Origin of the sequence: Pedobacter agri PB92 (genome assembly GCF_000258495.1) — a bacterium.
GTDB classification, from domain to species: domain Bacteria; phylum Bacteroidota; class Bacteroidia; order Sphingobacteriales; family Sphingobacteriaceae; genus Pedobacter; species Pedobacter agri.
This window is the reverse complement of sequence record NZ_AJLG01000001.1, coordinates 37539-57068: the sequence shown is the minus strand read 5'-3', so window position 1 is coordinate 57068 and position 19530 is coordinate 37539. Positions and strand designations below refer to the sequence as shown.

23 protein-coding genes are annotated in these 19530 nt (G+C 37.4%); 10 read left to right on the top strand and 13 right to left on the bottom strand.

What is annotated here, in order from left to right:
• Nucleotides 1-43: 43 nt before the first annotated feature.
• Nucleotides 44-346, top strand: a complete 303-nt coding sequence (locus ON09_RS00280; RefSeq protein ID WP_010599060.1) for a DUF4286 family protein — start codon at nt 44-46, stop codon at nt 344-346.
• Between the two features lie 5 nt (nt 347-351).
• On the opposite strand, the gene ON09_RS00275 is transcribed toward ON09_RS00280, so the two are convergent.
• Both ON09_RS00275 and dtd read right to left on the bottom strand, forming a co-directional pair.
• Nucleotides 352-678: a nucleotide pyrophosphohydrolase gene (locus tag ON09_RS00275; RefSeq protein WP_010599059.1), complete on the bottom strand. Its 327-nt coding sequence runs from the start codon at nt 676-678 to the stop codon at nt 352-354.
• Between the two features lie 3 nt (nt 679-681).
• Nucleotides 682-1134: a D-aminoacyl-tRNA deacylase gene (gene dtd, locus ON09_RS00270; RefSeq protein ID WP_010599058.1), complete on the bottom strand. Its 453-nt coding sequence runs from the start codon at nt 1132-1134 to the stop codon at nt 682-684.
• A gap of 30 nt (nt 1135-1164) precedes the next feature.
• Between dtd and ON09_RS00265 the strand changes: the two genes are divergently transcribed.
• The 4 genes from ON09_RS00265 to ON09_RS00250 are packed head-to-tail and all read left to right on the top strand — an operon-like array spanning nt 1165 to nt 5036.
• Complete coding sequence (locus ON09_RS00265) at nt 1165-2190, top strand: hypothetical protein (protein WP_157258786.1); 1026 nt, start codon at nt 1165-1167, stop codon at nt 2188-2190.
• The gene (locus ON09_RS00260) at nt 2156-3304 is read left to right on the top strand and encodes a hypothetical protein (RefSeq protein WP_029204008.1); all 1149 of its coding nucleotides are present in this window, start codon (nt 2156-2158) and stop codon (nt 3302-3304) included. The genes ON09_RS00265 and ON09_RS00260 overlap by 35 nt, the downstream gene beginning before the upstream one ends.
• Before the next feature lie 46 nt (nt 3305-3350).
• Nucleotides 3351-4604, top strand: a complete 1254-nt coding sequence (locus ON09_RS00255) for a hypothetical protein (RefSeq protein WP_029204007.1) — start codon at nt 3351-3353, stop codon at nt 4602-4604.
• A 33-nt stretch (nt 4605-4637) separates the two neighbouring features.
• Nucleotides 4638-5036, top strand: coding sequence for a hypothetical protein (locus tag ON09_RS00250; RefSeq protein WP_010599056.1), 399 nt, complete (start codon nt 4638-4640; stop codon nt 5034-5036).
• Between the two features lie 73 nt (nt 5037-5109).
• Here ON09_RS00250 and ON09_RS00245 read toward each other — a convergent pair whose 3' ends face one another.
• A complete protein-coding gene (locus tag ON09_RS00245) occupies nt 5110-6156 on the bottom strand; it encodes a 3-oxoacyl-ACP synthase III family protein (RefSeq protein ID WP_010599055.1) in 1047 nt (348 codons plus the stop codon).
• Nucleotides 6157-6320: 164 nt separating this feature from the next.
• Between ON09_RS00245 and ON09_RS00240 the strand changes: the two genes are divergently transcribed.
• The gene (locus tag ON09_RS00240) at nt 6321-6602 is read left to right on the top strand and encodes an ATP-dependent Clp protease adaptor ClpS (protein WP_010599054.1); all 282 of its coding nucleotides are present in this window, start codon (nt 6321-6323) and stop codon (nt 6600-6602) included.
• A gap of 109 nt (nt 6603-6711) precedes the next feature.
• On the opposite strand, the gene ON09_RS00235 is transcribed toward ON09_RS00240, so the two are convergent.
• Nucleotides 6712-7311, bottom strand: coding sequence for a thioredoxin family protein (locus tag ON09_RS00235; RefSeq protein WP_010599053.1), 600 nt, complete (start codon nt 7309-7311; stop codon nt 6712-6714).
• A gap of 74 nt (nt 7312-7385) precedes the next feature.
• Nucleotides 7386-8969: a peptide chain release factor 3 gene (locus ON09_RS00230; protein WP_010599052.1), complete on the bottom strand. Its 1584-nt coding sequence runs from the start codon at nt 8967-8969 to the stop codon at nt 7386-7388.
• Nucleotides 8970-9433: 464 nt separating this feature from the next.
• Here ON09_RS00230 and ON09_RS00225 point away from each other — a divergent pair, with 464 nt between their 5' ends.
• The 4 genes from ON09_RS00225 (at nt 9434) to ON09_RS00215 (ending at nt 12803) form a co-directional block, all read left to right on the top strand.
• Nucleotides 9434-11410, top strand: a complete 1977-nt coding sequence (locus ON09_RS00225; RefSeq protein WP_051010140.1) for an ATP-dependent DNA helicase — start codon at nt 9434-9436, stop codon at nt 11408-11410.
• Nucleotides 11329-11703, top strand: a complete 375-nt coding sequence (locus ON09_RS26545) for a helix-turn-helix domain-containing protein (RefSeq protein WP_316927759.1) — start codon at nt 11329-11331, stop codon at nt 11701-11703. The genes ON09_RS00225 and ON09_RS26545 overlap by 82 nt, the downstream gene beginning before the upstream one ends.
• A gap of 67 nt (nt 11704-11770) precedes the next feature.
• Nucleotides 11771-12148, top strand: coding sequence for a GxxExxY protein (locus ON09_RS00220; protein ID WP_010599051.1), 378 nt, complete (start codon nt 11771-11773; stop codon nt 12146-12148).
• A gap of 46 nt (nt 12149-12194) precedes the next feature.
• The gene (locus tag ON09_RS00215) at nt 12195-12803 is read left to right on the top strand and encodes a SprT-like domain-containing protein (RefSeq protein ID WP_010599050.1); all 609 of its coding nucleotides are present in this window, start codon (nt 12195-12197) and stop codon (nt 12801-12803) included.
• Nucleotides 12804-12860: 57 nt separating this feature from the next.
• On the opposite strand, the gene porN is transcribed toward ON09_RS00215, so the two are convergent.
• From porN to ON09_RS00185, 8 genes are all read right to left on the bottom strand, one after another.
• Nucleotides 12861-13769 (bottom strand): type IX secretion system ring subunit PorN/GldN, encoded by a 909-nt coding sequence (porN, locus tag ON09_RS00210; RefSeq protein WP_029204006.1) that lies wholly within the window; start codon nt 13767-13769, stop codon nt 12861-12863.
• A 7-nt stretch (nt 13770-13776) separates the two neighbouring features.
• A complete protein-coding gene (locus ON09_RS26540; RefSeq protein ID WP_238533569.1) occupies nt 13777-14661 on the bottom strand; it encodes a GldM family protein in 885 nt (294 codons plus the stop codon).
• 16 nt (nt 14662-14677) lie between these two features.
• Nucleotides 14678-15031 (bottom strand): hypothetical protein, encoded by a 354-nt coding sequence (locus ON09_RS26535; protein WP_316927758.1) that lies wholly within the window; start codon nt 15029-15031, stop codon nt 14678-14680.
• Complete coding sequence (locus ON09_RS26530) at nt 14985-15311, bottom strand: hypothetical protein (protein ID WP_316927757.1); 327 nt, start codon at nt 15309-15311, stop codon at nt 14985-14987. The genes ON09_RS26535 and ON09_RS26530 overlap by 47 nt, the downstream gene beginning before the upstream one ends.
• Before the next feature lie 42 nt (nt 15312-15353).
• Nucleotides 15354-16163 carry a type IX secretion system motor protein PorL/GldL gene (gene porL, locus ON09_RS00200; RefSeq protein ID WP_010599048.1) on the bottom strand — a complete coding sequence of 270 codons (810 nt, stop codon included), beginning with the start codon at nt 16161-16163 and terminating at the stop codon, nt 15354-15356.
• Nucleotides 16164-16204: 41 nt separating this feature from the next.
• Nucleotides 16205-17530, bottom strand: a complete 1326-nt coding sequence (locus ON09_RS00195) for a gliding motility-associated lipoprotein (RefSeq protein ID WP_010599047.1) — start codon at nt 17528-17530, stop codon at nt 16205-16207.
• A gap of 222 nt (nt 17531-17752) precedes the next feature.
• Complete coding sequence (locus tag ON09_RS00190) at nt 17753-18523, bottom strand: uroporphyrinogen-III synthase (RefSeq protein ID WP_010599046.1); 771 nt, start codon at nt 18521-18523, stop codon at nt 17753-17755.
• Between the two features lie 14 nt (nt 18524-18537).
• On the bottom strand, nt 18538-19515 hold the full coding sequence (locus ON09_RS00185) for a DUF4271 domain-containing protein (RefSeq protein ID WP_010599045.1): 978 nt from the start codon (nt 19513-19515) through the stop codon (nt 18538-18540).
• Nucleotides 19516-19530 lie beyond the last annotated feature (15 nt).

Genomic DNA, 19530 nt, shown 5'->3' with positions numbered 1-19530 from the left:
GCGAACCTCCATTTTACTTAGACACATTTATTATCTTTGCAGCATGTTTTTATACAATGTTACTTTGATTTTAGATGATGCTGCTGCTGAAGAATGGTTGCAGTGGATGCAGGAAATTCACATTCCCGAAGTATTGGCAACTGGCATGTTTGTTTCTAACCGTTTGTTAAAAGTTGTGGATTCGCCAAATGAAGGGGTTACCTATTGTGCCCAATATATCGCAGAAACCTTAGAAAACTACAATGAATACCAAAAAACTTATGCCCCGGTTTTACAAGAAAAGTTAAACGAGAAGTTTAAAAACCGATTTGTGGCATACCGAACGTTAATGGAATATGTAGACTAAATTACTTATTTCAATTTCTCGTTATTCTTATGCCTGTCCGCATCGCGGATAGTTTTCTTTTCGAGATTTTTTTCCAGCGCCTCGGTCAAGTTAATCCCGGTTTGATTGGCCAGGCAAATCAACACAAACATTACGTCAGCCATTTCATCGGCAAGGTTTACATCCTCATCACTTTTTTTAAAAGATTGTTCGCCGTATTTTCGGGCCATGATTCGGGCAACTTCTCCAACCTCTTCCATTAATATAGCGGTGTTGGTTAGCTCGTTAAAATATCTAATACCAGTGGTTTTAATCCACCGATCTACGGTTTCCTGTGCTTCGTTAATGGTCATCTTCTATTCCTTATTTTTTGTATCAATCAAAATGGTTGTTGGCCCATCATTTACCAGGGCAATTTTCATATCAGCGCCAAAAATCCCGGTTTGAATTTTCTTACCTGTTAATGAAGCTAACTTTTCTATCATTTTTTCATAAAGTGGAATGGCTACGTCAGGCCTTGCCGCTCTGGTAAAACCTGGTCTATTTCCCTTTTTTGTAGATGCAAACAACGTAAATTGACTAATCAATAAAATATCGCCATCAACATCTGCTAATGCTTTATTCATTAAATCATTTTCATCACTAAAAACACGCATATTTACAATTTTTTGAGCAAGCCAATCCAGGTCTTCAATGTTATCGGCATCTTCGATACCTAACAAAACTAAAAACCCAGCTTCAATTTGGCCGGTAATGTTTCCATTAACGGTGCAACTTGCTTGTGTAACTCTTTGTAAAACCGCTCGCATTTTATATTATTTTTGATTGATAAATTTGATATGCGCAAGATAAGTATTTTAGTGATTTTCGTGTTTTTCTTATTCGGCTGTAAGCAAAAATCTGTTGTTCATCCAACTTTTTATTTCTGGAAAACAGATTACCATAACCATAAAGCAGAAACCGCAGCACTCAGCAAATTCAAATCGAAGTCGCTTTATGTCCGCATTATGGATGTAGATTTTAATCCAGATTTTCAACAAGACGTTCCTGTTTCTCCTATAAAATTTTCCGATCCTTTACCTCCACAAGTCGATATCATTCCTGTGGTATTTTTGGTTAACCGTATTTTTAATGAGATAGATTCAAACAGAATAAAGTTGCTTGCCGATCACATCGCGGTTTTTGTGGAAGCTAAAGTGAAACAATCCGGAAAATCAAGTTATAGCGAACTTCAAATCGACTGTGACTGGACTAAAACAAGCAGAGATCGATACTTTGAATTTTTAAATCATTTGAAAAAACATCCTCTTCTAAAAAACAAAACCATCTCCGTTACATTGCGTTTGCATCAGGTAAAAAACATTGCCACAAGCGGAATTCCTCCGGTTGAAAAAGCAATGCTGATGTGTTATAACATGGGAAACCTACGGAAATATGGAAATCAAAATTCTATTCTCGATCAACACGAAATGGATCTTTATTTAAAAGATTATTTGGAAAATTACCCCTTGAAACTTGATGTTGCATTACCAACATTTGAGTGGGCGGTAGTATTTAGGAATAAGAAATATGCTGGAATTTCTAAACGGATCAACAAAGGACAAATTCAAGATAAAAAATTATTCAAGCAGAGAGAAAACTCCATTTTGTATGATCTGTTAATGGATTATCCTGCTGCAGGATTAAAACGTGGCGATGTAATTCGGTGGGAAGAAATTACTACGGAAGATTTACTTGCAACATCCAGTTTTTTATCCCGATATTTAAAACCGGAAGAACGAAATCTCGTTTTCTATCATCTCGACACCGACCTTTTAAAACATTTTACTGATGAAGATTTTCGAAAAGTTATCGCTAATTTCTAGCATTTTCTTAATTACATTTTTCGGCGAAATTGCCGTAAATATTGCCTGCGGTGGCGAAGTTGATCCTTACGATTATTACATTTCCTATTTTCACAATAACGTTCAGGGCGATGAATACACCTCATTTGCATTTAATCAAATGGCGTATTTAAATAGTGAGGAGAATACGGAAAGCGAATCAGAGATCAACAGTCGGGAATGGGGAAAATATTTAGATGTTAAGCCGCAAGATGTGCATCAGATTATGTATGAGGCTGACAGTGCCATGAAAGCTAAACTTCAGCTTTATGATGGAAAAATATCAGAATTACCGGATAGCTTGCAAAAAAACACTTTTTTACAAGGCTTGAACAAGCATAAAAGTGCGCTGAAATATTACATTTTCGCCAAAAGTTGTGAGCCTTTTGCCAATGTAGATTTCGACCTTTGGAATCCGAAACCAAGAGATACAGCAGGCATGAGTTTGCTTGCAACAGAGGCATTGACTATAACAAAATCTGAGAAAGACGCTTTTTTAAAATTACGGTATGCCTATCAGGCGGAAAGAATGTTTCATTATGCCGGACAGCATGATGATAGCAAAAATGTTTTTGAGAAATTTATCAAAACAGATCAATCAAATAGCGCTGTGAAAGGCTGGGCACTTGCCCTTTATGCCGGATCGGTTAGAAGATTGGGCAATCCTGAAGAATCTGCATTTTTATTTTCGAAAGTGTTTGCTTCCAATCCAGAAAGAAGAGTGCAAGCCTACAAAAACTATTATTATAACAGCGCTCCAGTAAGCGGTGCGCTAAAATACGCTAAAACAGATGAAGAAAAAGCCAATATCTGGGCAATAAATGGTTTCGGAAATTCAGATTTCGATATCGAAAGCTTAAACAAAGTTTATCAATACGATCCAAAAAGCCAGTTAACCGGCACTTTGCTGGTTAGGGAAGTTAATAAATTGGAGCAGGCGCTAATCGAAGCGAATGATATCGCTAAAATATCATTTGATTATTATTTCTCCTACAACGACCGGTCAAAATCCAAAGACAGTGTTAGGAATGTAAATCTGAAACAATTAAATGAGATCAGAAATTTTGCGGTAAAACTGGCGGCAGAAAAAAAATAATCCGCAATCAGAGCTTGGCATTTTAACGGCAGCTTATTTATCGTGGATGGAGAACAAAGATGCAGTAGCCTGCAGTTATTTAAACAGGTTAAACCCTGAAAAACTTCCGGAAAAATTGCGTGATCAGTACCGAATTACTGATTTATTGATTAAGGCTAAAAATATCAAAAAAGGAAATCCATTTAACGAAAACGATTTATTGCCAACCCTGAAGTGGCTGGATGAAAAAAGGTTTGCCGAGAACAAATCACATCCGGGAGACAAATATTATGATTGGGCAGATCAGGAAGATAAACGATTCAGCAGAACCACCAGAAACTTCTACCAACAACTATTGGCACCTGCATATTTAAAATTAGGCGATACTGCAAAGGCCGCTCTGGCAATGGTTAAAGGAGATTTGGAATACAAAATTGTAAAAGACAACTCGCTTTTCAAAAATATGAGCTATCAAACGACTGCTTTTTGGCAACAATATTTAAGTCCGAAAAGCATGCAAGGTTTGTTAAATTACAAAAAGAAAGCAGCTGGAAACGATGTTATGGCTATGTTGTCTAAAGCTTTAAATCAACTTAAAAATGATGGTTTTTATGAACTTTTTGGAACAACATTATTGAGGACACATCAATATGGAAAAGCGGTGCAAATGTTTGCAAAAGTATCGCCAGATTATCACTATTTCAATCCAGAAAACTGGTATGCTGATGATGCGAATTCAAAGCTTTATGCAAATCCATTTATCCAAACCATTAATGATTTCCCTAAAAAATATGTAAATGCCAAGGCATCGATAACTAAGAAAGATTTTGCAGCTGAGATGTTTCGATTACAAAAACTAACCACCAGCGATAAGAAAAATGCTGCCCTTTATTATTACAAAATGGCTAATGCTGTTTATCAAACAGGTTATTATGGAAATAGTTGGTTTTTGATTAGCTATGATTGGTCTACTTATGCTAATGCTAGTCCGGCAAGATATGGTTACGATGTAGATTATAAAAAAGCACAAACTGCCAAAAACTGGTATTTGAAAGCCAGATCGCTAAGCACAAATGCAGATTTTAAGGCAAAGTGCACATTTATGCTTGCAAAATGTGCTCAAAAGCAAATTATTCTGAATTCGAAATTAAACTCATTCAGTTACTGGAATAAAGATGATGTGAAGTATCAAAATTTCATCAATGCGAATTACAACAATCCGTATTTCAAGGAATTGAAATTGAAATACGGTAAGACGCCGTTTTATCAGGTGGCAGCTGGAGAATGCAGTTATTTGGGAGATTTTATCGCGAAAAAATAAAGTTTAAAGTGGTAAGCGCTTGAGAAAAATGAAATGGCAATAATCCGAACTTTTGGAATAATATTAATTTTACTTGGAGGTTTTTTAGCATACGGTATGATTGGTTCTGCCTTACCGATGATATTTGGAGAAAAAACTGAAGCAACAATTGTAGCTACCAAACGTGTTGCCAATAAAAGGTTCACTTACGTATATTACCCCGTATTTAAATTTATTTATAAAAATAAAACCGTTGAAGTTGTAGATGATAGCGGTGATGTTATGGAAAGTAGCGTGGGTTTAAAGAAGTTGGTATATTACGATGAAAATTATGGCGTCAGCCGTGGATTCACATCATCTTTTATCATTTTTTCATTCATGAGTGCCTCTTTCCTATCTTTTGGCCTGATTTCTTTATTGAGCAAAGAAAAATATTTAAGGTTCCGCAGATGATAAATTAATCATCTCAGGCAAAAAAACCAAGGATGTAAAGTGTTAGGCTAAACATCCTTAATTCATTATTTCCTTACCACCTGATTAATGCACTTGCCCAGGTAAAGCCTGAACCGAAAGCGGCGAGGCAAACCAAGTCACCATCTTTGATTTTTCCGGCTTCCCATGCTTCGCATAAAGCGATAGGGACGGATGCTGCAGTAGTATTTCCGTATTTTTGAATGTTATTAAAAACCTGATCATCACTTAAACCCAATAGGTTTTGAACATATTGACTGATCCTCAAATTTGCCTGGTGTGGCACCAGCATATCAATATCTTTTTCGGTTAAGTTATTCGCAGCCAAAGCTTCTTTAATTACTTCCGGAAATTTTACCACCGCTTTTTTGAAAACCGAGGGACCATCCATATAAGGTAATGCGGCTCCACTCTCAAGGATTTCTGGCGTCATGAACAAACCGCCCAATTCCTGGTCAGGAAAATCGGGTTTATCTTTCATCCATTTATTAGCATGAGAACCCGGATAATACATGGCCAGGATTTCCGCATCTGCACCATCACTATGCAAATGGGTACTTAAAATACCTTTACCTTTTTCATCAGTAGGCTGAAGTACAACTGCTCCTGCCCCATCTCCAAAAATTACCGAAACATTGCGACTGCGGGTTTCAAAATCCATTGCGAAAGAATGTTTCTCACTGCCTACCACCAAAACATTTTTGTACATGCCCGTTTTCACGAATTGATCCGCCACAGAAAGTGCATAAACAAATCCAGAACATTGGTTTCGAATATCCAAAGCGCCTATCTCACCCATGCCCATTTCACGCTGTAACAAAACACCACAACCAGGGAAATAATAATCCGGACTTAAGGTCGCAAATATGATGAAATCAACATCTTTTGCAGTAATGCCAGCTCGCTCGATGGCAATTTTAGCAGCTTCAATCCCCATCGTGGTGGTAGTTTCTTCGTTCCGATCGGCAAAGCGACGTTCCTGAATCCCTGTTCGTTCCTGAATCCACTCATCATTGGTATCCATAAAACGACTTAAATCTGTATTGGTATATACATTTTTAGGAACGTAGTAACCTATTCCTGCTATTTTAGATTGATGCATGCTCATATTATTTGGTTAACAAATGTATTAAAACAGATGGAACATGTGCGGGGTAAGCGGGAAAATGTAATGTGAACACCAAAATATTATTTCACGCCCCAATAATCACAACCATCTTCCATTTAACCTATTACATCTTCCATAAAATTAGTTATTTTTGCAACATGTCTACAGAAACCAAAGAAGAGACCTTCACGCTCGAAGAAATTCTAACTTCCTTAAAAACCGTACACCGCCTTATTTTGTGGAATGATGATGTAAATACTTTCGATCATGTAATTTATTGTATGATGAAATATCTAGATTATAACGAATCTCAAGCAGAAAAAATTGCATGGAAAGTGCATAATGACGGCAAATGCCCAGTTCTTGAAGGATCTTTTACCGAGATGGAAGTTTACCGCAAGATTTTACAGCAAGAAGGATTAACGGTTTCGGTTGATTAAATTGTTTTTTGAAAGTTCGTCATGCTGATTATGATTCAATATTTTTAAGCTTAATCATGCCTATAATACACTGAATCGAACTTAGGATGACGATTTCGAATTATTAAAATTAATTTCCCAATCCTTTCAAAACCTCATTTAATTCCGCTTGTGTACTCAACGTTTTATCTTTGGCGTACCAGCCGTGTAGCTTTTCTGCCAGAATGGTCATTTCTGTAGTTTCTTGCCTCCACTCTTTTAACAATTCTTGTAATACCTGAGGTCGTGGTGCCCAGGTTGCCAAAACCTGATCAGCTTCTTCATTCAAAATGATTAAAACAGGTATCGCTCTACCACCGTTGGTTAAATGCGCATCAATTAAGGGCAGATTTTTATCTCTGAGTACAAATTTCAAATCAATTTTACCTAAAGATGCTGTAGCAATTTTATTGAATACCGGAACAATCTGTGCGGCATCGCCACACCAACCTTCCGTTATGACCAAGAATTTATAGCTAGTTTTAAGCTGATCTATTGTAGCAGTTAGTTCCTCCGTTAGGCTAGCGGTTTTATCAACACGACTCATACGTTGCACATTCATTTTGGTGTAGTGCAAATCATAAGTCACATCTCCTGTAGCTTTTCCTTCCAACAAAAGTTGATCTACCAAGGCACGATAGGTTTGATAATCCATGCCTTGCTCACTGAAAATTTCGCTGTAATTAACCATAATACTGCTGTAAAATATAGCGCAAAGGAAAGCAGAATTTCAGCGAAATTAATCACGGTTTTGCAAGAAAAAGTCTAGCTCTTAAATTCGCTCGTTTTATGGAAATCAATATCAGGATAATCCTGTTTGGTTAAGTTAATCATGTATTCACTATCTGATAAATAAACCGGATTTGCCTCTTTATCGAAACCAATATGCTGTTGTTTACGCTTCACAAACTCATCTAATTTTTTTCTATCAGCTGATGTTACCCAGCTCGAACGGGTGTAACTTAAGGTACGGAAACGACATTTAGCACCATATTCATGCTCTAAACGGAAGTTAATTACCTCAAACTGAAGTTCACCAACGGCACCGATTACTTTTCGGTTTCCAGGCTGCATCACAAATAATTGCGCCACACCTTCGTCAGTTAACTGCTCAATACCTTTTTCCAGCTGTTTGGTCCGCATTGGGTCCATGTTTTCTACCTCCTTAAAGATAGATGGAGAGAAACTTGGAATACCTTTAAACTGCAATTTCTCACCTTCGGTTAACGTGTCGCCAATCTTAAAGTTGCCACTATCATACAAACCAACCACATCACCCGGCCAAGCCTCTTCCACAATACTTTTCTCATTGGCCATAAAATCCATCGGATTCGAAAATTTCAGTTTCTTATCCTGGCGGGTATGGTAGTAAAATTTATTACGCTCAAATCTGCCAGAGCAGATACGCAAGAAAGCAATCCGATCGCGGTGTTTTGGGTCTAAATTGGCATGGATTTTAAACACGAAACCACTAAAGTTTTTCTCTTCAACCAACACATCACGTTCTTCAGCTTCACGGTGGCGTGGACTTGGCGCAATATCAATAAAAGTATCTAAAAGCTCTTTTATACCGAAGTTGTTAATCGCACTGCCAAAAAATACTGGTGCTACCAATCCATCGGTATACAAATCTTTATCAATTTTGCCGTAAATACCATCAACCAATTCAACATCATCTTTCAGGGTACTGATTTCGTTTTCCTTTAGGTAATCCAGTAACGAGGGGTCATTCAAATCGTTAGCCGCCACAACCGAATCGGTTACTTTGGTTTTATCAGAATTGAATAAATTTAAGTGTTTGTTATAAATGCTGTAAACACCTTTAAATGTATGTCCTTGCCCAATTGGCCATGAAAGCGGGCACAAACTGATGTTCAGTTTCTCTTCAATCTCATCTAACAAATCGTAAGCTTCCTTACCCTCACGGTCCATTTTATTAACGAAAATAATTACCGGTGTATTACGCATGCGGCAAACCGACATCAGTTTTTCGGTTTGTTCCTCCACACCTTTTACACAATCTACCACCAAAATCACACTATCCACTGCCGACAAAGTACGGTAAGTATCTTCCGCGAAATCCTTGTGACCAGGCGTATCTAAAATGTTGATTCGCTTGCCGCTGTACTCAAAACCCATTACCGAAGTTGCCACCGAGATACCACGTTGTTTCTCAATTTCCATGAAATCGGACGTATTGCTCTGGTTTGCTTTATTACGTTTTACTGCACCAGCTGTGTTAATCGCACCACCAAAAAGCAGAAATTTTTCTGTTAATGTGGTTTTGCCCGCATCGGGGTGACTAATAATGGCAAAGGTTTTACGTTTTTCTATTTCGGGGTTAAGCATAATAAAATTTTGGGTAAAAAATGGCGATGAAACCTGGTTAAAGGAATTTAACTGCGATTAGATTTGAATAATTTTGTTTCATCAGGCTGCAAAGATAAGAAATTTGATGAACTGTTTTTACCGCTTAACTGTTTAATTGAAAACCAAATGGTTAAGCGTTTTTGAAAAGCAATAGCAGTAGTTCTTCGGTTCGAGTTATTCCCGCCATTCATTTATAGGTTTAAATCCGAAGACCAACAAACATTGTTAAGTAAACCTGATGGCAGCGGACACGGAGTGCAAAGGAGTAAAGCGAACAGCAGGACTACACTTCCCTATGAAAAACGGAATACCCATTTCCAAAAATAAATCCTCAATTTCTATTAACTAGCGCCATTATCTTATAAATCATACTTATTTTTGTGCTAAAATTGTTAGCTTTAATCATCCCTTCCGAATTAAGCAAACTAAAATCTTATTAGCCAATGCCAGAATTAGATGAAACTTCTATGCCCGCAGAAATTGCGGCGAAGTTTGTTAATTATACCTCTAAACATGTTTTCTTAACCGGGAAAGCGGGAACAGGTAAAACTACTTTTTTACGCAAACTCATTCAGCTTACGCATAAAAAAGCGATGATTTGTGCCCCAACCGGCATTGCAGCAATTAATGCTTCTGGCGTTACCATTCATTCACTTTTTCAATTGCCGTTTGGTGCATTTTTTCCGGATGCGGCAGGAAGTTTAATCAACCAAAATATCAATTTTAACTTCAATACGCCACGCACCATTGTGAAGCATTTAAACATGCAGGGCAACAAAAGGCGTATGATTCAGGAACTAGAATTACTGGTTATTGATGAGGTGAGTATGCTTCGGGCAGATATGCTCGATGCCATTGATTTTTCCTTGCGTTATATCAGAAGAAATAGAAATGTACCCTTTGGTGGTGTTCAGTTATTATTTATTGGCGATTTACATCAGCTGCCTCCCGTGGTCAAAAACGATGAATGGCGGATAATGGCCGGTTTTTATAAAAGCATTTATTTCTTTGATGCTTTAGCACTGCAGAATAATCCACCGGTGTATATTGAGTTGGATAAGATTTACCGCCAGGATGATGCCGTGTTTATTAACTTATTGAATAATTTAAGGAACAATAAAATTACACCTGAAGATACCGCTTTATTACGACAACACTTTAAGCAAGATTTTAAGCCTGCAGCGGATGAAAACTACATCACTTTAACCACTCACAATAACAAAGCTGACGCCATTAATCGTGAGCGATTAACACAACTCAAAACCAAATCTTACTTTTTTGAAGCCAAGGTTACCGGTGAATTTAATGAATATGCTTACCCGAATGAAAAAAGTTTAGAACTTAAAGTTGGGGCACAAGTCATGTTCATTAAAAATGATATGACTGCCGAAAAACGTTATTATAATGGAAAAATAGGTGTGGTACATCATATCGAAAAGGATATGATTGAAATTGAACTTCCTGAGGAACGAACCGTAATTTCTGTTTCACCCTATACATGGGAAAATGTGAAGTATAAATTGAATGAGGCCACAAACGAAATTGCTGAAAATGTTGCAGGTTCATTTGTACAATATCCGATAAAATTGGCCTGGGCAATTACGGTGCATAAAAGTCAGGGGTTAACTTTTGATAAAGCAATTATTGATATTGGCGATGCTTTTGCCCCTGGGCAAGCTTATGTTGCGCTTTCGCGTTTACGCTCCCTAAAAGGCTTGGTTTTAACTTCGCATCTGCGTGAAAATGGTTTGCAGCAAGACCAAAACATCCATTATTTTTCGAGTACAAAACAACCCTCTGAAGTTTTAACAGAGCAGATTAGTTTGGAAAGCTACGATTTCATTAGAACTTACCTGTTGGCCGCTTTCGATTTGAACGTCGTTCGCTATTACGTGAAAGAGCATGTAGAAACTTTCGATAAGAGCGAGGCAAAATCTACAAAACAGCGTTACGATAGCTGGACAATGGATTTATACAAGGATTTTCAAAAAATCACAGTAACGGCAGATACTTTTATTAACCAGCTTAAAAACCTTTTTGCACATCAAACGGAGCATACTTTATTTAATGTTTCTAAAAGGGTTGAAGCGGCATTGAAATATTTTAATCCGCTGGTTAAAGCGGTTTCGGATAAGTTTCTAGCCCAAATTGAAGCAGTGAAGGAAGAAAAGGGAATAAAGACATATTTGACCGAATTGCTTGAATTGGAGATACTGGTTTATGAGCAGCTAAAAAAGATGCACAAAGGCAAGGCCTTACTGCTGGCCATTATTGATGGAAAGGAGTTTAGCAAAGCAGATACTGATGCATTGTTAAACATTTCTGAACGGAACCAACAATTACAAAAAGCTATTCAGCTAAAAGGTCAGGTTTTGAAAGTGAAATCGGCTGTAGAGAAAAAGAAAAAGAGCCAAAAATAGATACCAAACTGGTAAGTTTTGAACTTTATGAGCAAGGTAAGACTTTAGCGGAGATTGCAAAAGAACGAGGTTTGTCAGTTACAACTATCGAAGGTCATTTGGCTTATTATGTATCTACGCAACAAATTGATGTAGCTAAACTGGTGAAACCAAATAAAATCAGAAACATTAGCGAAGCTGTTGAAAGCCAAAAAACAAAATCAATGGCAACGATTCGGGATTTTTTGGGTAAGGATTATTCTTTTGGTGAGATTAAGCTGGTGCTGGCGTCGTTATTTCCATCGGAGGAGTAGAGTATTAGTTTAACCGCAAAGAACGCTAAGAAAAAAGGCGCAAAGAACACTAAGCTAAATTAAAATTATGGGTGAGAATGAATTATCAAGAGTTGTAATCGGTTTAGCAATTGAAGTACATAATGCATTAGGGCCAGGCTTGTTAGAAAGTGCTTACAAAGAATGCTTATTTTACAAAATTGCTAAAGCTGGATTATTTGTAGAAAAGGAAAAGATAATGCCTTTGATATTTGAAGAGGTGAGGTTGGAATGTGGCTATAGAATTGATATTTTAGTAGAAAGGAAATTAGTCCTTGAGCTGAAAAGCGTTGAAGCTTTAAATGATGTGCACTTGGCTCAAACATTAACTTATATGAAACTAGGAAATTATAAGTTGGGTTTGTTAATGAATTTCAATGTTATTCTTTTAAAGGATGGTTTAAAACGTATCGCTAATGGCCTGTAACTTTTCTTTGTTTCTTTGCGAAAAACTTTGCGAACTTTGCGGTTAAATGGAGAAAGTTGATTTATTAGCGCAATATATGCCGGCTCAGGCGGCGCCGCTAATTGCAAAATGGATAGATTATTTTCAGTGCGAATTTAAAATCGCTAAAACCCGTTCTACCAAACTTGGAGATTACCGCCATCCTTACCGCGATAAAGGACATCGGATTTCAGTAAATTTTAATTTGAATCATTATGCTTTTCTGGTGACTACAGTTCATGAATTTGCACATCTTTTAACCTGGAACGATTTCAAGAACAAAGTAAAACCACATGGTGGAGAATGGAAGAAAAACTTTCAGCGGATGATGGTTCCGTTTTTTGAAATGAACATTTTTCCTGACGATATTCATAAAGCTATTGATAACTATATGTCTAATCCAGCAGCTTCAAGCTGTTCTGATTTGCATTTGTCTAGAGCGTTAAAGAAGTATGATTCTGATCAAACTGAAACGTTGCATTTAGAACAACTTCCTGTAAATACCATTTTCAAAATCAAGGATGGCCGCCGTTTCACCAAAGGCGAACGTATTAGAAAACGTTACCGCTGTGTTTGCCTGGATGATAAACGAATATATCTTTTTAATCCACTGGCGGAGGTTTTTGTAATAAATTAAATCACAACAGCGTAGTAAAGCAAAAAAAAGCTTCGATTTTCATCGAAGCTTTTTTTTCTAATATTCCCAAAGTCCCTGTTCATAATCAAGAACAGATTTTTTAATCCGTTCTGATTCGTACAATCGCTGTCTAGGGTCCGTAATAATGTCTCTAAGTTTGTTATCTCCTGGATTAGATTCTTTTACAATGTAGCTACTAAATAGGCGACGAATAAAGAAATCGTCAAAACTCAAAGAAGAAGCATCGTTATTGGTGTTAATTAAACGTTTTTTAGTTAATATTTCGCGGGCTTCAGGATAGTATACCCAGAAAACCGGTTGCCATTGTTTCGAAACTTCGTTATATTTCATTGGAGCAATACCAACAATACGTGGTTCGAAGATGGAACGTTTCACATCAAAAATCCAATCTTCTTTAATTCTGAATTTTAAAAATGATTCTGGATTGAGATCATTCGCTACGGTTTTTACTGTACCTGCTTTAGCATCTGTAACCTCAACAGTTCCTGCGGCAGCCATTCTTGCAGAATCAGCTGTCATAGGCGTATTAAATGCATCATCCTCATTTAAAACACTGTCAATCGGGGCATACGCAGTTAGTTCTTCCGACTTGATTGCCGATAATAATACATCAATCAATCTCGATTTCGGAGATTTCAACGCAGAATTAACTGTATCTCTTAAATCAATTTCTCTCCAGATACGTTTTGCGTAAAATACATCCTCGTCACGCACCTCGGCCAGTGGCACCATCTCTGTGCTATCAATATCTCTACGAGCATAAAAACCATCTTTAGGCGGTACTTTTAGCTTTTTCTTAGCAACTTTAACAGGAGCTGCTACGGTATCTGCAACAGGTGCCGAAGTAACAGCAGCTTTTTTAGGTGCCAGCTTCGTCGGCTTTTTTTGAGCGAAAGCCAGTGATGTACATAAACCTAAAACAATGATGCTTACAATCCTTTTCATCTTCTTCTTATTTAACATTGAATGCTAATGAAGGTAAAACATTCTGGCGGCCATCAGGACCCACAGAAACGATATCTTCAAAAAATACTCTGGTGCCCGGCGTTACAGAATTGATTGCAGCTTTTACAGCACCTGCAAAACTTCCTCCACTACCAGAAATAGTCACCGCGTCTGAACGTGGTTTAATTACCGTTAACTTGTAACGCTGAATTTTAAATTTAACATCAAAAGGAAAATCATCTAAATCTGCTTCGATTTCTGATTCGCTTTTTAACTGAACTGACGCAATATCGCCGCCCGCTCTTCCACCAACTTTTGCAACCGGCTTAGGAATAGCTTTTACCCTGAATTTCTGAGCACCTAGGCTAACCGTTTTACCTGCATTTGTTGCGCTTACGTTAATAGACACTTCACTTCCAACCTGACCACCTGAAACGTTAACGTTGTAATTTCCATTTGAGCCAGACATTGATCCAGCTGAAATAGTAGCACGAACACTTTCTAACGGAAATCCTGCTGCCGAAACTGTAAATGGATTCGGAATACCTGCATAAATTACATTCATTTTTGTTGATGAAACCGTAGCAGATGGTTTTGCTACCTGATATTTTTGTGGCTGGGTTTTGTATTCTTTAACCTGCCCGTCAGTTTGACGAACACGAATTGTACCCACCCATGTAAATTCACCAACACTGCTTGTTCCACCTGTGTAAGTTCCTTTACCTTCTTTGATAGATAGTTTATTTCCGTTAACCGAGATATCAGGAGTAGATCTTGAATCGCTTGCCGTTAAAAACACCTCTGCTGTATACGGCTGACCCTGGATTACATAAGATGTAGGTGCCACAGCTACCGCTGCAAACTGATCTAAATTTACCTGTGCCTTATCCATATTTCCAAACAACTTTTTAACCACTTCCGCCTCTGCATTTTTTTGTATCAGCTTGTAGTTTTGTTAAAATTGTCATTGCAGCCGTTAAAGGCGTTCCCTCTCCAAAATAAGTTTCCTGCCAATTACCTTTTCTTTTTCTAACCGGATCTTTAGCTTCTAGAGAGAAAGCAACGTTTGCACGATCCGCAGGATCTAACAATGAAATTAATTTCTCTCTTGTCGCGTTAATTTTGTCCTTAAGCTGCGTAGCCTTTTTCTGGTTAATCATGATATTCTGAGCAATATCCTGATTAGATCTGTTTACTAAATCATCCGTTTCTGGATCAATTCCATCGCCAGCTGTTGTAAACTTCTTTTTTGATGTTTTCAATGTAGTTGTTTAACTCATCAGCAGCAGCCTGTGCTTGCTTAGCCCTTTCGTAAATAGGCTGTGCTCGAGCAGGCTCTTCTTTCAACTTCGAATTTTCGAATGCAGAAAAAAGCTGATTTATACTGGTGTTTACATTGTTTTTAGAAGTATCCAAACTATCATTGATATTTTTGAATGCATCTAAAATTGTATCTGATACGTTTAAGGCAAGCATAGCTAACAATACCAAATACATGATATTGATCATCCGCTGCCTTGTTGTTTCTTTTCCGCCTGCCATGTTTTATGTAGCTTTTTTTCTAAAAATTAAAAACTAGATAAATTATACACGTGGGCCGTTCATGGCCGATAACATATTGCCATAAATCGAGTTAAGTGAAGCTAAGTTTTTAGCCAACTTATTCACCTCTTCTTTAAACTGTTTAGAATCTTCCATCGATTCATTGAAGTTCTGCATGGTTAAAGATAGGTTAGAATAGAATTTATTCATCGATTTTAAGTGTGCGCTAGAATCTTGTAACTCTAATTCATACACTGCATTTAGCGCTGACAAATTCTTTGCTAAATTATTTACCTGATCGTGATAAGCCTGAGAATCTACGTTGCTTTCACCCATTGCTTTTAAGTTAGCTGTTGCCTTTTCAAAAGAAGCACTTAAGTTATCAAAACCAGCAGAAGCCGTTTTTACTTTGCTTGTAAATTCATTTGTAGCAGTTGATGCATCAGCAACATTTGAAATAGTAGCTACTTTATCACCAAATGTACGCAAACCTGATCCTAAACTTTCGATTAATTCCGGTCCAATTTTAGCATCAGTTAATAACTTATCTAATGCTGCAGTATTTCCTGCTGAAACAGGTGCTGCAACTGGTCTAGCAGATACGGTCGGCAATTCGCCCTTGTAATCTTCTTTTAACTCTGGGTACACTCTTTCCCATGCTGGTTCTGGTTCTGGCGGAAAAAATCCTGTTAAGAAGAATAATATCGCTTCTACACCAAGACCGATACCAATCATGTAGTTACCTACAATTCCTCCAATATGAAGGATTTTGAATAAAGCCCCTACAATTACAATACTTGCTCCCCATGAAATCGCTACGTGTAACCAGCTTGGTTGTTTCTTTGCTGCCATAAAATTTTGATGTTTTTCTTTAGTTTTAGTTTTTCTTTGGTTTAATTTCTTAAATCGGTACCTGGGTAAGATGAAACGCATCTAAAACCAATGTATGATCTTTGGGTGTCCTGATATTCGTAGGTAGAAACGGCGTTCTGTAAGAAATAACCTGTATCCTTCCAAGAGCCCCCTTTAACTATTTTACGTTTTTTGTATTTACTGTCTCCAGCACTGGCATCGTAAGTAAAGTTCGGACTTAAATCATGAAGTAACGGAGCAGCACCTTTATTGTAAGCAGTAATCGTCCATTCTGAAACATTTCCAGCCATGTTATATAAACCGTAATCGTTTGGAAAATATGATCTTACTCCTACCGTGTAAATTCCACCATCGCTAGAATAATCTCCACGACCCGGTTTAAAGTTTGCCTGTAAACATCCTTTGGTATTTCTGATGTAAGGTCCGCCCCATGGATATTTTGTTTTAGTGTTACCACCTCTTGCTGCATATTCAAATTCCGTTTCAGCTGGCAATCTGTAATCAGATCTAGAGCCTACCGGCATTTTTCTCGCTTGCGCTACGCCATCATACAATCTTGTTCTCCACTGAGAAAATGCTTTTGCCTGCTCCCAACTTACACCCACAACAGGATAATCATCATAAGATGGGTGACTATAGTAAGCACGTACCATCGGATCATTCATTGAATAAGAATAATCTGTTTTCCAAACCATTGTATCAGGGTAAATGGCAACAGTATACCTGTCAATATAATCCTGGCGTTTGCTGTTCGGATTTTTATGTCCTAAAGCAGCTTTATCCATATTTAATTCTGCATATGAATACTCCAACTTACGTACATCGATTTCCTTTTTGCCAGGTAATGCATCTAAACCAGAATAATACATGCCGTCTAACTGGCTTGCCTGAGCACCGTTAGCTCCTCTACCTCTATTACGCCAGATATTGGCGCCGTTTTGACCAACCCTCCTCCAATCAATGTATTTCTCTCCACCAACCTGAGCCGCTGCATTACCTCTCGGTGTCATCATAAACTGCTGAGGATTTCCCATCATGGCAATTGCAATTGAATCACGAACCCAATTGGTAAATTGACGATACTCTGCGTTTGAGATCTCAGTTTGATCCATGAAAAAAGCTGGGATGGTAGTCATCCTACTCGGACCATTTTGCGAAAAAGTAATATCTTCATCAGATCCACCGAGCGGAGTGTGGCCTGGCGGAATATAAACCATGCCTAAAGGAATTCTGTTGTTTTTGAATTTTCGGTTGTATGCACCAACTAACTCGCCCTGGCCACCATGACCACAACTTGCTAGCAATACAGTTATACCCACAATAGCTAGAAGGTAGATTTTCTTCATATTAAATATAGTGTGCAAAGCACGTTAGGAGCAATTTTATCAAAAATCATTGAAATTATCAACAATTGCAAATATTTTAAGTTAAATCGTTTGTTTAAAGCAAATAGCTGTAGTTACCAGCACTAATTCGCCTAATATTTCTGTTACAATAAAAGCGTAACCTTCTTATAACAGCAAAGTTACGCTTTTATTGTGTTGACTGAAAATAAATTATTGAATGTATTATTTATTAGATGTTTTGATATAGTTTTCAATAGCCATGGTCATAGAAGGTACGCCGGGGGTTGGCGCTGCTATATCAACAATCAAATCCATATCTGTACAGGCTTTACTTGTGTTTACTCCGAAAGCTGCAATACGTGTATTATTCTGTTTAAAGTCAGGGAAATTTTTAAACAACGATTGAATACTTGAAGGACTAAAGAAGGCAATTACATCATAAAAAACCTCCGCTAAATCCGATAAATCACTCACTACGGTCCTGAAAAGCACAGCCGGAGTAAAATCATAACCACTTTTTTCAAGGAACTTCATAGTATCCTCTGTTGCGACATCAGAGCAAGGATATAAAAACTTCTCATTTGCATGCTTCTTCAATACTTCTGCTAAGTCAGCAGCCGTTTGTTTTCCAAAGAAGATCTTGCGCTTTCTATACTGAATATATTTCTGCAAATACAAAGCTATAGTTTCAGACAGACAAAAATATTTTAATTCAGCCGGAACATCATAACGCATTTCTTCACAAATTCTGAAAAAATGATCTGCAGCATTGCGACTTGTAAAAATAACAGCCGTAAAGTCGGCAAGATTAATTTTATCCTTCCTGAAGTCCCTTGCAGGCACACCTTCAACGTGGATAAAAGACCTAAAGTCAACTTTTAAATTGTGCTTCTTGGCCAAGTCGTAATAAGGAGATTTTTCTGTTTCAGGTTTTGGTAAAGTAACCAAAATACTTTTCACTTTGCGAATTCTAGAGTCGTTCTTTTCTTGCATTTTCCTTTTTCCAGCTACAATCCTATCGTTTTAATTAGTATTAAAATAGGACATATTTCGAGGGCGCAAAAGTACAAAATTAAATGCATTCTAGAAAACTTATTATTAGAAAGTATAGTAACTCCAGCCCGGAGAAGTTGAAAGGCAAAAATAACCCCTAACAATAAGACCGCCAATACAATATATACCTCGCCATATTTAAGGGGTGATAACGCAAATGCCACTACTAAAGGAATAAAAAGTAAAGATGCATTGAAATAACTGAGGTACAATATCGAAATGTATTCTCCAACTGGTTTTTGTACATTAAACAGAAAACCTAGAAACCTTAAAACGACAAGTTTCAACGCATAAAAACCAATAATCGTGAGTGAAATCGTAAAGAAAAACCGAAATCCTTCTTTTGCCTGGTACATATCCCGCCATTGTGCCACCAAAAAGAAAAACATTCCGAATACAAACCCGAACTGAACAAACAGCAACAAGAATGGCCAGGAACTGAATAGGTTATCCTCTTTGTTTATATTATTTAAAATACGGTTACTGAAGAATGACTGTACAATTGCCGACAATTGCTTTGAAAATGCATTTTTTAAAATGGCAAAAATCACAAGCATGGCAAAAATAAAGCCCAGCAAACCTACATTGCCTTTAGGAATTTGAGAACCTAACTGGTAAGGATTTGCCTTTTTCTTTAGGTATTGATATTTTTTATGCCAGGCTATTAAATCGAGTGAAGGAAAAAGATATTCTTTCTCAACACTATCCAGTAAAATAGTTTTCTTAATTAAACTGTCTGGCAGTGCCCAGGTGTGTTTTACAATAGAATCTGTTACAAATTTTTGCCGGGCAATTGCTGCCGAATCCAGCCGATATCTTCGATATTGATACTTCACTACCGATGTAGAATCAATATTCACGGGAGTTTGTTGTGCAGCTGTTATATTTCCCCACAATAAAAACGTAAATAAAATGAAAGCGAATTTCGGCATGCTTTGAATCAAAAC

Excerpts from the sequence above, each read along its gene's own strand:
- ON09_RS00240 (WP_010599054.1), top strand. The coding sequence starts at position 6,321 with ATGTCTACAGAAACCAAAGAAGAGACCTTCACGCTCGAAGAAATTCTA.
- dtd (WP_010599058.1), bottom strand. The coding sequence starts at position 1,134 with ATGCGAGCGGTTTTACAAAGAGTTACACAAGCAAGTTGCACCGTTAAT.
- ON09_RS00190 (WP_010599046.1), bottom strand. The coding sequence starts at position 18,523 with ATGCAAGAAAAGAACGACTCTAGAATTCGCAAAGTGAAAAGTATTTTG.
- porL (WP_010599048.1), bottom strand. The coding sequence starts at position 16,163 with ATGGCAGCAAAGAAACAACCAAGCTGGTTACACGTAGCGATTTCATGG.
- ON09_RS00255 (WP_029204007.1), top strand. The coding sequence starts at position 3,351 with ATGGAGAACAAAGATGCAGTAGCCTGCAGTTATTTAAACAGGTTAAAC.
- ON09_RS00215 (WP_010599050.1), top strand. The coding sequence starts at position 12,195 with ATGGAGAAAGTTGATTTATTAGCGCAATATATGCCGGCTCAGGCGGCG.
- ON09_RS26540 (WP_238533569.1), bottom strand. The coding sequence starts at position 14,661 with ATGGATAAGGCACAGGTAAATTTAGATCAGTTTGCAGCGGTAGCTGTG.
- ON09_RS00185 (WP_010599045.1), bottom strand. The coding sequence starts at position 19,515 with ATGCCGAAATTCGCTTTCATTTTATTTACGTTTTTATTGTGGGGAAAT.
- ON09_RS00275 (WP_010599059.1), bottom strand. The coding sequence starts at position 678 with ATGACCATTAACGAAGCACAGGAAACCGTAGATCGGTGGATTAAAACC.
- ON09_RS00220 (WP_010599051.1), top strand. The coding sequence starts at position 11,771 with ATGGGTGAGAATGAATTATCAAGAGTTGTAATCGGTTTAGCAATTGAA.
- ON09_RS00225 (WP_051010140.1), top strand. The coding sequence starts at position 9,434 with ATGCCAGAATTAGATGAAACTTCTATGCCCGCAGAAATTGCGGCGAAG.
- ON09_RS00280 (WP_010599060.1), top strand. The coding sequence starts at position 44 with ATGTTTTTATACAATGTTACTTTGATTTTAGATGATGCTGCTGCTGAA.
- ON09_RS00195 (WP_010599047.1), bottom strand. The coding sequence starts at position 17,530 with ATGAAGAAAATCTACCTTCTAGCTATTGTGGGTATAACTGTATTGCTA.
- ON09_RS00250 (WP_010599056.1), top strand. The coding sequence starts at position 4,638 with ATGGCAATAATCCGAACTTTTGGAATAATATTAATTTTACTTGGAGGT.
- ON09_RS00230 (WP_010599052.1), bottom strand. The coding sequence starts at position 8,969 with ATGCTTAACCCCGAAATAGAAAAACGTAAAACCTTTGCCATTATTAGT.
- ON09_RS00265 (WP_157258786.1), top strand. The coding sequence starts at position 1,165 with ATGCGCAAGATAAGTATTTTAGTGATTTTCGTGTTTTTCTTATTCGGC.
- ON09_RS26530 (WP_316927757.1), bottom strand. The coding sequence starts at position 15,311 with ATGGCAGGCGGAAAAGAAACAACAAGGCAGCGGATGATCAATATCATG.
- porN (WP_029204006.1), bottom strand. The coding sequence starts at position 13,769 with ATGAAAAGGATTGTAAGCATCATTGTTTTAGGTTTATGTACATCACTG.
- ON09_RS00260 (WP_029204008.1), top strand. The coding sequence starts at position 2,156 with ATGAAGATTTTCGAAAAGTTATCGCTAATTTCTAGCATTTTCTTAATT.
- ON09_RS00235 (WP_010599053.1), bottom strand. The coding sequence starts at position 7,311 with ATGGTTAATTACAGCGAAATTTTCAGTGAGCAAGGCATGGATTATCAA.
- ON09_RS00245 (WP_010599055.1), bottom strand. The coding sequence starts at position 6,156 with ATGCATCAATCTAAAATAGCAGGAATAGGTTACTACGTTCCTAAAAAT.